Origin of the sequence: Kitasatospora cathayae (assembly GCF_027627435.1) — a bacterium.
GTDB lineage: Bacteria > Actinomycetota > Actinomycetes > Streptomycetales > Streptomycetaceae > Kitasatospora > Kitasatospora cathayae.
The window spans coordinates 4,762,539-4,778,018 of record NZ_CP115450.1 but is presented as its reverse complement, the minus strand read 5'-3'; the positions used below and the strand labels follow the sequence as shown (position 1 = coordinate 4,778,018).

The 15,480-nt window shown below is 66.0% G+C and carries 9 protein-coding genes; 3 read left to right on the top strand and 6 right to left on the bottom strand.

The window, feature by feature from the left end; translation table 11 throughout:
• Positions 1-14 precede the first annotated feature (14 nt).
• Entirely contained in the window at positions 15-1,736 is a 1,722-nt protein-coding gene (locus O1G21_RS21200) for a phytoene desaturase family protein (protein ID WP_270146069.1), read from the top strand.
• A 631-nt stretch (positions 1,737-2,367) separates the two neighbouring features.
• Here the strand turns inward: O1G21_RS21200 and O1G21_RS21195 are convergent.
• A complete protein-coding gene (locus O1G21_RS21195) occupies positions 2,368-2,733 on the bottom strand; it encodes a DUF6907 domain-containing protein (protein ID WP_270146068.1) in 366 nt (121 codons plus the stop codon).
• Positions 2,734-3,514: 781 nt separating this feature from the next.
• Here O1G21_RS21195 and O1G21_RS21190 point away from each other — a divergent pair.
• The gene (locus tag O1G21_RS21190) at positions 3,515-8,095 is read left to right on the top strand and encodes a sacsin N-terminal ATP-binding-like domain-containing protein (RefSeq protein WP_270146067.1); all 4,581 of its coding nucleotides are present in this window, start codon (positions 3,515-3,517) and stop codon (positions 8,093-8,095) included.
• An 89-nt stretch (positions 8,096-8,184) separates the two neighbouring features.
• On the opposite strand, the gene O1G21_RS21185 is transcribed toward O1G21_RS21190, so the two are convergent.
• Genes O1G21_RS21185 through O1G21_RS21170 form a run of 4 tightly spaced genes read right to left on the bottom strand, consistent with a single transcriptional unit; the run spans position 8,185 to position 14,449 of the window.
• The gene (locus tag O1G21_RS21185) at positions 8,185-9,756 is read right to left on the bottom strand and encodes a PIN domain-containing protein (RefSeq protein ID WP_270146066.1); all 1,572 of its coding nucleotides are present in this window, start codon (positions 9,754-9,756) and stop codon (positions 8,185-8,187) included.
• Between the two features lie 48 nt (positions 9,757-9,804).
• Positions 9,805-10,434: a hypothetical protein gene (locus O1G21_RS21180; RefSeq protein WP_270146065.1), complete on the bottom strand. Its 630-nt coding sequence runs from the start codon at positions 10,432-10,434 to the stop codon at positions 9,805-9,807.
• A 7-nt stretch (positions 10,435-10,441) separates the two neighbouring features.
• Positions 10,442-12,103, bottom strand: a complete 1,662-nt coding sequence (locus O1G21_RS21175; RefSeq protein WP_270146064.1) for a DEAD/DEAH box helicase family protein — start codon at positions 12,101-12,103, stop codon at positions 10,442-10,444.
• 12 nt (positions 12,104-12,115) lie between these two features.
• Positions 12,116-14,449, bottom strand: coding sequence for an ATP-binding protein (locus tag O1G21_RS21170; protein WP_270146063.1), 2,334 nt, complete (start codon positions 14,447-14,449; stop codon positions 12,116-12,118).
• 219 nt (positions 14,450-14,668) lie between these two features.
• Between O1G21_RS21170 and O1G21_RS21165 the strand changes: the two genes are divergently transcribed.
• Positions 14,669-14,857 (top strand): hypothetical protein, encoded by a 189-nt coding sequence (locus O1G21_RS21165; RefSeq protein WP_270146062.1) that lies wholly within the window; start codon positions 14,669-14,671, stop codon positions 14,855-14,857.
• 7 nt (positions 14,858-14,864) lie between these two features.
• Here the strand turns inward: O1G21_RS21165 and O1G21_RS21160 are convergent, their stop codons facing one another.
• Positions 14,865-15,455: a very short patch repair endonuclease gene (locus tag O1G21_RS21160; protein ID WP_270146061.1), complete on the bottom strand. Its 591-nt coding sequence runs from the start codon at positions 15,453-15,455 to the stop codon at positions 14,865-14,867.
• Positions 15,456-15,480 lie beyond the last annotated feature (25 nt).

The following is a 15,480-nucleotide window of genomic DNA, read 5'->3' as shown; positions in this document are numbered from 1 at the left end:
AGTGGGGGGCGGAAATGCGGGGAGTGCAGGGTCCGACGGCCGGGGGCGGCGAGGACCACTACGACGCGATCGTGGTCGGCAGCGGCCTGGGCGGACTGGTCAGCGCGGCCTATCTGGCTGCCGACGGGCGCAGGGTGCTCGTCCTCGAGCAGCACGACGTGGCCGGGGGCAACGCCCACGTCTTCCGGCGCCGCCGCAAGTACGAGTTCGACGTGGGCACCCACTACATCGGCGACTGCGGGCCGGACGGGATCCTCCCGGCCGTCCTGTCCGGCCTCGGCGTCCGCGACCGGGTGACCTTCCGCCCGATGGACAACGAGCAGGGCTTCGACCGGATCATCACCCCCACCGCCACGGTGGACGTGCCGGCCGGCTGGCCGGCCTACCGCGACCGGCTCCGCGCGGCGCTGCCCGAGGAGACCGAGGGGATCGACCGCTTCGTCCACATCGCCGAGACGGTGTCCGGTGCCACCCGGGAGAGCCTGGTCGGCCGCCCCATGGTCGAGCTGTTCCGCCAGTTCCCCGACACCATGCGCTGGTCCCGCCGGACCCGGACCCTGGCCGAGGCCCTGGACCACTGCGAGCTCTCACCCAAGGGCCGCACCCTGATCGCCGCCCAGGCCGGCAACTACGGCACCATGCCGGACGGCATCACCTTCGCCGAGCACGCCGCCATGCTCGACCACTACATGCGCGGCGCCTACTACCCGGAGGGCGGCGGACAGGCCCTGGTGGCCGCCTTCGTCGAGGCCCTGGAGTCGTACGGCGGCGAGCTGCGCACCCGCTGCGAGGTGCGCCGCATCCTGATCGACCAGGGGCGCGCCACCGGCGTCGAACTCGCCGACGGCAGACGGATATCCGCCCCCCTGGTGATCTCCAACGCGGACTACCGGCGCACCGTGCTCGACCTGTGCGGCGGCGAGCAGGCGTTCTCCGCCGAGCTGGTCGGCCGGACCCGGGCGGCCACCATGCGCGGCGCCCTGGTCGCGGTGTACGTCGCGCTCGACACCGAACTGCCCGGCCTGCCCAACGCCAACATCTGGTGGCACGGCAGCGACGACATGGAGGCCGCGCACGCGGCGATGATCGAGAGCTGGGAACGCGACGGCACCGTGGACTCGATCCCGATGCTGATGTTCTCCTTCGCCTCCCACAAGGACCCGGGCGCGGCCGCGGTCTGCCCGCCCGGCCACAGCAACTTCCAGCTGCTGACCCTCTGCCCGCCCGGCTACGACTTCTGGGGCGTACGGGGCGGCCCGGCGGACGGCGAGCCCTACCGCCGGGACGCCGCCTACCAGGCCCGCAAGCAGCAGTTCACCGAGCTGATGGTGACCACCGCCGAGAAGGTGATCGGCCCCTTCCGGGACCGCATCACCCACCTGGAGGCGGCGACCCCGCTCAGCCACGAGCGCTACATCCGCAGCACCGGCGGCACCCCCTACGGCATGGCCCGCTGGGGCAACGTCAGCCAGCGGCCGGACGTGCGCACCGAGGTCGAGGGCCTCTACGTGGTCGGCCAGAACACCCGCTTCGGCAGCGGCCTGAGCGCGGTCGCCACCGGCGGGATCGCCGCCGCCGGACAGGTGCTCGGACGCCGGCTGCTGCCTGAGGTGGCGGCCGGCGCGGTGCTCGGCGACCCGGCCAAGCTGCCCGACCGCGGCCCGGACTGGGACCCGCTGCTGGTCTCCCGCGGCCGCGCCCGCCGGAACGCCAAGGGCCTCGCCCGAATCGGCTGACCCCCGCGCCCACCCCGCCCGACTCCGTACGCGCCGCCCGCCCCCCTCCCGGGGGCGACGCGGCCGGTGGACAGGAGGGTCTTCCGCATCACCTGCTCGAAGTAGTCGAGGATCTCGCTGGCCGAGGCCAGCCCCGCATCCCGGCGTTCCAGCCGTCCTCATCCACCATGGCCCCGGCCCCGACGATCAGGTAGTCGACCTCGAGAGCCGTCGGCTTCGACGACGGGCATTCGACCCCGGCTCGTCGACTTCGTGATCTTCTCGCCGACAACGCCCGACGCAACGCAAAAGGCCCGGCCAGAACATCTGACCGGGCCTTCCGAAACCTGAGCCGCCTGCGGGATTCGAACCCGCGACCTACGCATTACGAGGACACTTGATCATCCGCCGACCAGTCCCAACCACCGGACTCCTGTCCCAATATTGCCTGGTCAGAGCACGTCTAACCGTGACGGCGAGTCCCCGGCGAGTCGGTCAGTCCCAAACGGCTATAGATACTCCCGGGCAAGTTGCGGGCAAGTTGTCCGCCACGTCACCCATGGACTCCAGCTGTGGCGACCACTCCACTACAGTTACTCACAGTAGCCGATTCCGCTGCGCGGGGCAGCCTCCGAAGCCGCGACCGCCCCGGTCAGGCGGCGGCGCGGCGCGCCGCCTGGGCGATCTCACCGTGTCGGCGCTGGAATCCTCGAAGCTCGACCAGAAACTGCTCGAACTGGCCGATCAATGCGTCCAGCCCCGCCTCGTCGAGTTCCTGATCCGTGATCCCTTCAACGTCGATCATCGGCAGGACCGGGTGGGACACCTGTGTGTCTGTGTCGCCCATGAGCGCGAACTTGAGTAGCGGCCTCTCGGAGTGCTCGTCGTTGCTGGTCACGGTCAGCATCAAGATCGAGCCGTAGTGGAAGGTAGAGGGGTGGGGGTGTACGCCGTCGCACCACTCCGGGCACGGCGTCCCGGCATCGACTCCGGTGGCTATGTCCGACTTGCCGTCCATCAAGGGATCTCCTCAAGCTTCCGCCCCGTCACCCGTGGGATGACCGTCGGGCCCTTCACCTCTCCCGCTACTCTGCAGCTCCCGGACAGCCCCGGCTGCCGCCCCTGGCCCTCACGCCACCCGTTGGGGTGAATGAGGACCGAACCAGTGGCGGCAGAGTACGCATGCGGGTTTTCGTCCCCCACGGGCGCCGCCCCGCTCTCGCCGTGGTCGGCGACAACGGCATCCTTGAGCGATGCCGTCTCCCCAGGCTGGCCCCCCTCGGAAGCGCTCGGTGTCAGCGTCGCAGGCAAAAGACGAGGATCAGCGCACAAGCGTAAGACGTGCTGCAGAGCCCCGGTCAGGTCCTGACCGGGCCCAGCTAAAGCTCGTTACTCGGGTTGAACTCACCTCGTCGAGGGTGCTGAGAGTCGTCACTCGGGTGGGTACGCCGTCGCCGTGCGATATGCACAGGGGGCGGGTTCACCGATCGGAGCAACAGCGCCGGATACGAGTTCGACTGGAGGCTGGCGAGCAGTTTTAGCGGGGTGACAGCAACGGAATGGGACGCCCGTATCAGCGGGCACTGACATGGCAAGCACTGCTCCGTATCGTTTCAGCTGAGTTGATCCCACCTCCGGAGCTAACGCAGCCTCCGGTCGGACGTCTGACCCGGCCACCCTTGCCTCGCGATGATGATCCATGAGCATTGGGCTTTGGCTGGATTCAGTCGGTCGAGGATCTGCCCCGTGCCTAGGCGCCGATGCTGTCCTCGACAGTCGGTGGGGTGAGGGAGAGACGAGTGACCGAGGAAGACGCACTGGCCCAGGCGGTGCAGGCGCTGCTGGCCGATCCGCAGACCGACCCCGGCTTCGAGGCTCAGACGGTCGAGGAGGCTGCCCATGCGATCAGGCTCTTCGATGATGGACTGCGTGGCGGGCTCGGTGTGTTCCGTCAGATCGCGGAGCGCGGGCAGCAGGGCGCCGAGGCGATCTCCTCGGACAAGCTCCAGGTGCTCTCCGAGATCGTGCAGAACGCCGACGACGTCGGGGCAAGTCAGATTCGACTGTGTTGGCGTCCCACCGAGTTGCTGATCGCGCACGACGGGAAGGGTGTCCGGCTGGCTGACATCCTGCGGCTCGGATTGCCGTGGCTCAGCGGCAAGACCGGCGACGCGGAGGCCACCGGCAGATTCGGCATCGGCTTGGCAACATTGCGTCAGCTGTCGACCTCTTGGGAGGTGCACGGGCATCCGTACCACGTCCGATTCATCAACCTGACCCTTGAGCCGGCCGAGCCGCTGTCGCTGCCACCTCAGATCGCGGGGCCACGGTGGACGGTCTTCCGGATTCCACTGGCCGCCGACACCCTGTCGGCCACCGAGCTCATCGAGTGGTTCGGGAGCTGGCAGGACAGCTCATTGCTCTTCTTGCGGAGTCTGAAGCGGGTAACCGTCCTGGTCGATAGTCCCGCCGACCACGCTATGGCCAAGGTCCTGAGGCTGAGCTGGCGGGACGTGACGTCACTGCGCTTGTCCGTCGGCGGGACCGAGCAGGTGGTCCAAGTGCGCGAGGCGCGGACTCCAGATGGAGAGCGCTGGCGCGTCTACGACACGCGGATCCCAGCGCGGGCCGAATGGCGTCGGCGCCACAAGGCGCTCGGTGCTTCGGTGCCGGTGGCCGTGGCGCTCCCGCTGCACCAGGTGGCAACCGGTAGCGTCCACGCTGGGCTGCCAGTAGCACCGTTGGCCGTCGCGGCCCGGGTGCATACACAGTTCGATCCGGTGATCAGCCGTGAGGGATTCGCGGCGAGCCGGTTGAACGCGGAGTTGGTCCCGGTTGTCGCGGACCTGTGGCAGTCCGCCGTGCTCGATGTCCTTGGCCGGGTTGAGCCGTCGGCGTGGCATCTGGTGCCGCTGCCCAGTCCGTCCGCCCAAGTCGGCACCCGGCTCCAGGACGCAATTCGGGCCGCCTTCCTGGAGCGGGCGCGCGGCCAGGTGGCCACGAGGCTCAGCCTGCCACTCCAGGACGGAACGGCGGTTCCCCTGGTCGAACTCGCAGTTGAGGCGGCCGAGCTCACCGGAGTGATCTCCGGCCAGGACACAGCACAACTCGCCAAGCTGGTGCACAGCTTCCCGCACACCGGGCGGGACCATGATGGCCGCTGGCGTAACGTCCTCGCGGACTGGCGGGCAGCGGGCGCGGCAGAGCTCGTCAGCGAGATCACGGTTCGAGACGCGGTCGGACTACTGTCACGCGTGGCATATGACGTCAACCGCACAGTGCGCCTCACCGCGGTTGCTCTCGCGGCGGGCCTGGGCTTCCAACTGGCTCACCAGCGCTGTGTTGCTACTGCGGACGGGCGCCGGCTGACTCCGGTGAGCGGCGAGTACGCCTTCGCCGAAGGAGCGACCAGCGGGCTGTTGGACCGCCTCGGGGTCCTGCTTGAGCTGCATCCCGCCTACTGGGTAGACGAGGAACCGGCGCGGCAAGTGGTCAAGTGGCTGCGCCAACGCGACTGTCTGGTGGGCCGCGACGACACGATTGCTGTGTTGCGCCGGGTCGCGAGGCTCGGCTCGGCAGGCGGCAGGCTCGACGCCGCTGATCTCTCCAATGCCGAGCAGCTCGTCCTGCTCCAGCGTGCACTGGGCGAGGTTCCGAAGGCGGTGCGAGAGCAGCTGGGCGGTGAGATCGGGCGGGCTGTACTGCTCGACGCCTACGCTTACGGCGCGGACGGCGAGGAAAAGACCCACCAGGTCAGGCCAGCGGAGGTCTACCTTTCCCAGGCGCTGGAGAGCACCGATGGTGACCGGTTCGCGGTCGCTGCACGCAAAACGCCCGGGCTGCTCTGGGCACATCGCTCCTACGCCCGCTCACTGCTCCCCGCCTCGCAGAGCGGCGGCCTGAGTCGAACGGCCTTCCTGCGTCTGCTGGGTGTGGCGGACACGCCCCGGCTAAGGCCAGTGCCACGCGGCCCGGCGGGGGATGTGAAGGAGTACACCACGCGGGACAGCCGCGTCGGCCTGGCCCGCAACGCCGCTCTATCGCCCCACGCGCGCTGGTGGGCGATGAGCAAGCTGGGCGCCACCTTCACGTTGGACGACCGGCTCTGCCCCGATCTGGACCTGGTCGTCCAGGACCTCATCACCGAGCGGGACGTCGCGGAGCGCCGACGGCGGACCGCCGCGCTGCTGCAGACGCTAGGCAAACACGGAATGGTCACCACCCCCGAGCAGGCCCGGGTGCAAACGGCGACAGCCTATCACGGATGGACCGAGCGCGGTCCGATCGCCGCGCTGTGGGTCTGGCAGCTCCGGGACGCGGCTTGGCTGGAGGACGCCCGTGGCACGCTGCGTCGCCCCGGTGAACTGCAGCTGCGCACCGCCGACGCCGAGGCGCTTTACGGGCAGGACGAGCCGAAGTACCTGCACCCAGAGTTCCAAAGGGCGTTGGCAAGCCGAGTGGAGGTGCTTACCGCTCTCGGGGTGGCTGGTGACCCGGATGTCCCGCAGCTGATCGAGCGCCTCCGTGTTCTGCGCAAGCGCCCGCAGCTGTCAACTCCGGTGCCAGAGGAGCTGAAGACCGAGGTCTATCTGGTCTACCGTGCACTCGCCCGACGTCTGACGGAGCGCTCGGCTGATACCTCGCGGGCACAGGTCGAGCATGAGATCTGGGCCGCTTTCCGGAACGCCGACGAATTGGTGCTCACGGACCAGGGATGGCGCCGGCCCAATTCGTGCTTTCGGGGCGCCACCATCCTGGCGGGTCTTCGCCCCTTCGTGCCGACCGGGGCCGAACTTCTTCCGCTCTGGGAGGCTCTCGACGTCGGAGAGCCGGACCCCGAGGACCTGGTCAAGGTGCTGAAGGAGCTCGCGGTGGTTGGGACGTCCCCGACCGGCGAGCAGCAGCGGGTGATGTTGGAAGCCCTGCGGTCGTTGTGCGCGTCAGTTTGGTCAGCCGGTACGGTCGTTTCGCCCGGCCTTCGGCAGAAGCTGCGCTGGTTGCCGCTGTGGACCAGTGCCGGCTGGATCAAGCGGCGACCGGTCTACGCCGTCTCGCACCCGGCCGTAGAACGACAGTTGGCCGACCATGTTCCGCTCTGGCAGCCGGGCGGGGAGATAGAGCAATTCGCCGGACTACTGGGGTTGCTGGGCGTGCAGCGACTGGAGGCAGGCTCTGCGGAGGTCGTCGATCTGGACGGTGCGGAACTCGACCCCTGGCTCACCGAGAGCTTTCGGAATGCGGTGACCGGGCTGCAGGACCGCTTGGTCCGCGACGAGCCGGCGGCCGCCGAGGCTTTCAAGGAGTGGGCCTGGCTGGCCGGGCTAGAGGTGCGAATCCTGCCCGAACTGCGTATCCGACTGGATCTCGGCGAGGGTCGAGATCCCCTAGAGGTCCGGGTCGACGCCCAGATCGACCGGCAGGCAAACGCGATGTTCCTCGTCGACCCAAAGGCGTTGCGCAGTACCTGGGGCGGCGGACATGCCGTGGCCGGCTACTTCTCAGGGGAGCGCACTCGGGTGGTACACCGATGGCGCGACTTCTGGGACGAGGAAGAGGCGAACACGATCCGGACGGTTCCCCTCACCTCTGCCGGCCAACGGGACCACGAGGAGCAACAGCGACGAGCCGAGCTTCTGCGCGAGCGCGCCCAACGGGCAGCGGCGACACCAACCCGGCAGGCCACCCGCCCACAACTGACGAAGCCCGCAGCTCTGATCCCCAAGCCACGGCCGACCGCCGAAGCCCGACCATCGACGGCCCTGCCCACGCCGCCAGCATCCGCAACCGAGGGTGCGCCGACCACCCCGCGCCGACTGATCGACCCAGCCAGTCTCGGCAAGCCCACGGTCACCCACACCACGCCCGCGACAGCTGGAACGACTCCAGCCCGGCCGCAGACGCGTGCGGTGCGCGAGCGAGACGCAGGGCTGCCCAGGCCGCGTCCCGGCGGCGCGGTGCCGCGCGAGCTGTCCGCCCCGCTGGCCTACCAGGACCGCACGAAGGAGGTGCTGGTCATCCAACTGCTCGCAAACGTCCTTGGCGAGAGCGCGACCGAGCTCGACCAGCGTGCTCTCCCGGGCCTCGGGGCGGACGCGGTCGACGCCGCAGGACGCTACTACGAGATCAAAGCCCACGGCGGCCCGCTCCCGGCCGAAGTCTCGCTGACCAAAGCCGAGTTCCTGCGAGCACAGGAACAACGGGAGAACTACACGCTGCTCCTGGCCTCGCACCTGGAAGAAGGCAGCGGCGGGCACCCGACGGTACGGGTGATCAACGACCCGTTGCTCCACTTCGAAGTGGAGCCCGTGTCAGAGATCCGTCTCAAGGGCATCCGGGAGGCCGGTGTAAGGGCCACGATCTGGGAGTGGCCAAGTAATTGACGCTGATGGCACTCTCCGAAACCGTTCGGAGAGTGCCATCAGAACTCATTTGTGCTAAGCGGTTGATGGCGAGACAGGGTCGTTCGCTCTCATCGCTCCAGATCAGGATTCGGGGTCATCTCGCGGCGCAGGTAGGTCAAGAGCACACCGCTACGATCGGCCGTCCGCATCTGCTGTTCACGGTCGGCCTCGCGAACCTCCTCGCCCTCGCGTGTGGTGATCACGACGGCTGGCGCCTCTTGGCCTTCAGCCACATGGTTCATTGCGGCCCAGACGAGGTCGCGGAAACTGCCGGGGCGTCCCCAGCAGACATATCGGGTGGAGAGGCCGTCGGTGGCAAGGCAATGCATGGGCTTCTCTCCGAGGGAGTCGGGCACGACGTCCCATCCGGAACCACACGCGGCCTCCACCACTTCATCGGCCCCCTTGAAACGCATGACCGCGTAGCGCGCATAAGGGCCGAAGCCCTCTTGAGCTCGGGCGTACTCTTTCATGGGCACGTCCTTGATCCAAACCCTGGCATTTTCCTCGCGCATGAATGACGTGAGGACGCCGCCAATCTTCGGATCTTCGATCCATTTGCGATACTGGCTCGTCTTTTCCGCGTTACTCAAGGATTCCCAGCCGATATCATGCGCCTGCTGGTAAATTTCCACAAGCAGGAGCTCGCGAATATCGGACGGGATTTGCCCGAGAGTAGACGCCTCCGCAGTGACGCGACTCCTCTCCGTGTCGGCTCGAATGCGATCGACCCTCTCAATTTCATCCACGGAGGTCGGATCAACTGGAACATTGAGCAGTGATTCCGCTTGCCTCAGCAAGCCGGTCGGCCTGAGGAAAAGAATCTGGCGCCCCGTGCGCGACTTGAATTCCTCGATTAGCTCAAGCCTCGGCCCGCGAGCTTCACCCTCAACGATCCTCCACCAATCTTCCTTGACGTCGCTCGTTACGAATATCACGTCGCAATTGCGTAGCTCCGCCTCGCGCAGCAGCTGCTCCCAAACGAGATAGTCGCCTGCCGCGTTCTCCCCCTTCTTCCTATCCCGGTAGCCAGGAGGCTCCTTCGCCTGCACCCTGCGGGCAGCCTCCTCCAGCGCGATTGCGTAGTCATGGCCCGAGAGAGGGTTTCCCGCACATCCTGCGAGAATTTGCGACAGCTGAGTCAGGATCGCATCGTGATTAGTGTCACGGGAGAAGTCTGTGATAGCGCTGTCTGTCTGGGCGTTGATCTGACCCTTAACTCTTTCGAAGGCACCATCGATCTCCGCGATGAGTTCCAGCCTTCGCTCCTGGGGAAGCGACACTCTATTAGCCCAGGTCCGGATGGCTTTCGTAGCCGTCTCTGCGGAGACCTGCAACTCATCCACGAGTGTGTCGCGGGTCCTTTTGGGGTCACTCAAGGCAGATTCCCGGTTACGCCAGAATTCCTCAAGCACTTGATGCGATACCCAGAGGCGACTCCCCAGGGCAGCCATCACGGACAACAGATCGCCGCGAGTTTTTTCATTATAGCGGTACAGATCCAAAAGGAGGTTGGCATCAATTGATACCATGCCATCGTTCAGGATGCTGCGATAATCATCCTGAGTAGGCGTTCGATAGCCTTCGAAGCCGTCGTAGAGACCGCGCTCGCTGCTCTTCTCGTGATCCCCCGCTGTCACGGTGGACTACCTCCGACATGTGCGAATTAGTGGGACTTGCGACCTTAATCAGACTTCTGAATCCAAATTACCGACATATTCGGGATTAGGGATCATGTAGCGGTGGAGATACTTGAGATCGACACCGCAATGAGCGGCGATCTTTTCCTGTTGATGACGGTCGGCTCTAGAAATAGTCTCGCCGTCCCGAGTGGTGATAACTATCGCCGGCCGCTCTCCAGTGTTGGCGGCCTCGCTGACTGAGGCCCAGATGAGGTCGCGGAACGTGCCCGCGCGTCCCCAGCAGACGTACCGGCTCGATCCGCCGTGGGTCGCGTAGCAGTGATTGGGCTTCTCGCCGATCGAGTTGCGCCGCACATTCCAGCCGTCGCCCAGCGCGGCCTGCACGATCTCTTCAGCACCCCGGAAGCGGTTCACCGCGTAGCGAACGTAGTGCCCAATCCCCTCTTGAGCGCGGGCATACTCCTTCATGGGGACGTCCTTGATCCAGACGCGAGCGTCCTTCTCCTCGCCGAAGGCGAGGAGAACACCGCCCACCCTTGGGTCCTCGATCCACCTGCGGTACTGGTTCGTCTTCTCGCCGTTGCTCAAGAACTCCCAGTCAAGCTCGTTGGCCTGTCGGTAGATCTCGATGAGAAGACGCTCGCGGACGGATGCCGGCAACTGCTGCAGGGGCACTGCGGATTCACTCCTGGGGGCCAAAGGCATCGGGGAACTGGAGGCGGTGCTCGTCGTACGCTGTCTCAAGGCTGGCCGCGTCCTTGATCCATTCGTCCATGAGAGCCGCGACCCGTTGGTCGCTGAAGTCGATGCTAGACGGCGTGACCTTGGCTAGCGTCTCGATTTCGCCACCGCTGTCCAGGGCGCGCTTGAGCTTGAGTGCTGCGGCGATCCTGCGGAGGTCGCTGACGAAGTCCAGGACCGTGACCCGCTCCTTGCCCTCGCGCAGCCGCAGCCCGCGGCCGAGCTGCTGAACGAAGATGCGCCGGGAGTGGGTGACTCGGGCGAAGCAGAGGATGTTGACGTCTGGCACGTCGACGCCTTCGTTAAGGATGTCCACCGACGTCAGGATGGGCACCTCTCCTGACCGGAAGGCGAGAAGGCGACTTTGTCGCTCGCGCTTGGCCAGTCCCGCGTGAAGAGGTAGAGCATCGGACCACAATGGAGTGCGTCGAAGCACATCGGCGAGCCGTTCAGCGTGCTCGATGGTGCGGCAGAAGACGATCGCCCGGGGGCTGCGGGTGGTAGCCCAGGCGGAGGCCAGCTCGTCGCGAATCGCCTCGTCCCGCTGCGGGAGGAAGAGTTTGGCGTTGAGCTCAGCGAGGCCGTACGAGTGCTCGCTCGCTCCTCGGACCACATCCCAGTCGATGTCATCAACGAACAACCGGTAGTCGACCTGAGCGAGGTAGCCTCGCCGCATTCCCTCTTCGATGCCCAGCGTGAAGCTCGGTGCGCCGAGACGGAGCGTGATGTCGTGCTTGTCTCCGCGCCAAGGTGTTGCGGTCACACCCAACTGGCGTGCGTGTCCCAGGGTTTCGAGTAGCTGATCGTATTGGCCCTCTTCGCCGATGTGATGGGCCTCGTCGACCATGACAAGATCCGGGCGGTAACCGAAGCGCGCGGCGGCGAGTGCCGATCCGACTGTGGCACACGTCAGTCCGGACAGATCATCGGGACGTGTGTCTCCGGTGAGCAGTCGCGTCGGCACCTCCTTGGGGAGGTGCCGCCAGAGCGCTCGTTCCAACTGCTGAACCAGGTCCTTCGCGTGAGCGACCACGAGAACCTTGTTGTCGGGGTTTCGGCGCAGGTGGCCGGCGATGACCTCCCCGCCGATCACGGTCTTGCCGAGTCCTGTGGCGAGGATGAGCAACGCCCGACCGGTCGCGTCGAGGTCTGAGTTAAGAGCCTGCAGCGCATCGGCCTGGTACGGGCGTGGAGTGATCTCCCCGAATCGACGCGGAACGCGGTCAAAGCTCGTCGTCAGGTCAGTCCCGCCCCACAGGAGAATGGTGGGCCCGAGGCGTGAGAGAGTCGCGACTCGCTGCCGCGCGTCCGGGCTGAAGCGGGTGTTGGTAACGACGACCGCGTGACGCGCACGGTAGTGGTCCCGTGCTCGGTTCACCTCATCCACAGCCTCCGCTCCGACTGCACCACGTCGTTTCCACTTGCACTGGATGACCCAGAGTTCGCCCCTGTGTTCGGCGAGGATGTCGCCACCCTCGTCACCGGAGCCGTCGATGTTGTCTACCTGGGAGAAGCCCAGGTGCCAGAGCAATCGTTCGATCCGGCGGGGGAACTGCAGTGGGCCGGCGTCCAGCAGTGACGCTGCGTCGAGAAAGCCCCGCATGTCACAGCTCCCCTAAGAGTTGTCGGCCAGGTCGCGGGCGATCAGCCGACAACTGATCCGGATCCTGGTCAGCTCTTCTGTATCGAGCCGGGGACGGTGCTGATCGAGCAGTGCGAGGTCACTGAGCGGGCTGATCAGTCGCTCAACCACCAGAGCCCTCGCACCCGGATCGCTCAGGGCCATGTACCCACGCTTGAACACGTGCCCGTCGAGGAAGGTGTCCGGCGAGTCCTGGATGATGCGAATCACCGCAGTGGCTGGGATGTAGCGGATGAACTCGCCGGTCGTGAGCGCGTCGTTCCAGGAGGTTCCCCCGCCCGACTCCACGGCGAAGCGGCGCTCCGTGTCTGCCCGTTCCTCCTTGGTAAGCAGCAGCCACGGGACCGCCGGGTTCGCCGATACAGGTGTCACCATGGCCGCTCGCACCTGCTCGAGTAGGCGCTCCGATTCCTCCGCCACTGCGGCGGGCGTAAGTCGCGGGCTTGAAGTCTGTGCCTTGAGCTGAGTGACGATCTCGGTGAGTGGCAGCGAGACGTTGTTGACCCGGACGCGCATGAACTCGGCGACCTCGACGAGCGCCAGATCGCGGATATCGGCACCGAATTCTCGGAAGAGCGGGTGTGCGGTGTCAATGAAGACCTCGAGTCGCGGGGCCCGCAGCATCGAGACGATGACGGGCGCGTCGCGCCCGTCATTCGTCGCCAACCTCTGGCCGCCGACCGCCCAGGCGATTAGATCCACGCGTCCGAGGTCTTCCAGGAAGTATGTGCCTTCCAAGTCCACAACGGGCGTGGCGTGGGCGCGGTAGCGCTGGAGCCGCTGATCCACCGTCTCTTCGGCTGCGAGGTTCTCGGGAAGTACTTCAGCGCGATCGGTTTCATCCCGCTCTGGCGTGTCCGCTGCCTCACCGTTCTGCGGTTCCAGGAGATTCGCGCCGAAGCCCGGGAGGATCTCCTCCGATTCAGGCTGTGGGTCCGCCGCGGCTGGATGGTCATGCTGGTAGGCCGCGCGGTACCACGCTTCGTCAGTCTGGTACTCGGGGTCGCCTGACCGCATTCGCACGGCCCATTGGGCGGCCTTCTCATGAAGGGCGTTGCGTCCATCACCCGGAATCAGGTAGTTCAGCCCAGGGTCCTGCCGACGGAATCCCGCGTACAGCAAGGCGAGGGGGCTACGGTTTTCCGGCAGACGGCGCTTCTCGGCGATCTTGGGGCGAAGAGGGCTGCTCCCGCGCACCTCGCGAAGGACCTGTCGCCATTCGGCTGTCTCGACCTCGAAAGCGGTCTTCATGTAGTTGGGGGCGACGTGGTCGCAATGGATCTCACCGACGATCCGACCCATCTGCGTCTTCGAGTCGATGGGGTACTCGAGCTCGGGTTCAGCGAGACCGTCCTCGTCTTCCCAGTAGAAGACCCGCTTGTCCCTCTGAAGGATCTTGCGTCCGTTGCGCAGAAAATCCAGCCCGTAGTCAGTCCGATGCAGGTAGCGCTGGATTCCAATCCAGCCCCAGATCTTACGTTCGCGCAGCTCCAGTCGCGCCTGCCCGCATTCCTCACAGGCTTCCGCGTCCAATGGACTCCAGTAGCCGCAGGCCATGCATGCCTTCTTCGGGCTCAGCTCCTTCTCGATCCACTGGACGGCGTGGATCTCCACACCCTGACGGGCCACTGTCCGCTTCTCGTCCCAGATGCAGGGGAGCCGAGGCTTGATCTTCTTGCCATTGAGCGTGAGCAGGAACCCCTTCTCACTCAGCAGGTAGCTGTAGATGTCCCCGAGCTTCTCCCTGATGACGTTCTGGGTCTGCGGCCGGCACAGGGTCGCATGCTGCTCTTGCTTGAGCTCGCTGATCGTGACGGTGGTGCCATGCTCGCCTGGGTGATCCTTCGGCACCAGTCGGTACGGAGCTTGATACTTGGACGAGTTGGCGATCTCCACGAGGTCCAACGTGACCTCGATCCAGTGGGGATCACCTTCCCTGCTCGTACGGACCGTGGTCCGCCGACCAAGCCGCGCCGTGCTGATGTTGAACCCCATACCGAACAAACCGAGCGAGCCGTGCCGACCATTGCTCGTCCAACCGGCGCTGATGGCATTGGTCACCGCATCCAAGCTCATGCCACGCCCGTTGTCCTGCACAGTGATCTCGGCAGTGGCCCGCCTCGAGGTAGCGGCTGGCAGCGAGATCGAGACCGCAGGCCGGATGACCGCCTCACCGGCCGCCTGGAACTCGTCGAAGCAGTTGTCCGTCAACTCGGCCAAGCACTGCCAGTGCGAGAACTCGATATCGCCGAGCACCCCGAGGATGCGAGGGTGCGGCGTGACGTTGATGAACTGGTCCTCGCTCACGACTGACGCCGCTCCTCTACCCAGGCCAACACTCCTCGGACGGAGACTCGCGTGCGCATGCGTGGCAACTGACGTGTACGACCGGTCCTCACCGGACGCATGCGAGGAGGCTCCACCAGCATGGACCAAGCGTAGTGGGCCATGCCGACAGCGGTGGCGAAGATCCAAAAGTGCTCCCGCGGGCCCCGTGCGGCCGGTGTCGCATGCCAGACTGATCGCATGATCCGGGAACCAGCGGAAGTCACGATAGATGCGGCCGGCAACGTGCAGATCCCCTTGGGTGTGCTCGTCGAAGCCGGCATCGACACCAACAGCGCGGTTCTGGCCTACAGCGATGGCGACGGTCGTGTCGTCCTGCGCAGAGCGGCTGATGCGATCCAAGACCTACTGGATGGCAACGGACTGTAGCCATCGGCTACCCGTCTTCGGACGTCCCGCGCACTGCCTCGACGACGCGACGAGCCACGTCCTCGGGATCCTCGTGCTCCCAAGCACGGATCACGGTCCAGTCCGCCTCTTCCAGCAGCCGTGTGGTCTCGATATCGCGCTGCTGATTCTCGCGGAACTTCCGCTGCCAGAACTCGGAATTCCTTCTTGCTTCGCGGTGATGATCGGGACAGACATGCCAGAAGCAGCCGTCGACGAATACCGCGACCCGTGCCTTGGTGAAGACCAGATCGGCCCTGCGGCGAAGGCCGGCCAGCGGCTGGGCGTCCACCCGGTAGCGAAGCCCCTGCTTGTAGAGCAGCGACCGCAGCGCCTTCTCCGGCTTCGTGTCCCTTCCCCGGTTCGCGCGCATGGACGAGCGGACCGCCAGAGAAGAAGCCTTGGAATCCTCGGGCAGTCGCTCTTCTACCAGGAGTCCCATCTCCCAAGCCCGGCGCCAAGCCTCAGCCAGATTGGCAGCACGGGTCTCGTGATCGACCTCGCCCAGGTAGCGATCCGGTGACTGTTCACCGTCGCCCCACCGCAGGGTGGCGCGGATGCGTCTGGTCTTGGCGTACACCCTCAGAGACACCGATGCGCGAGCG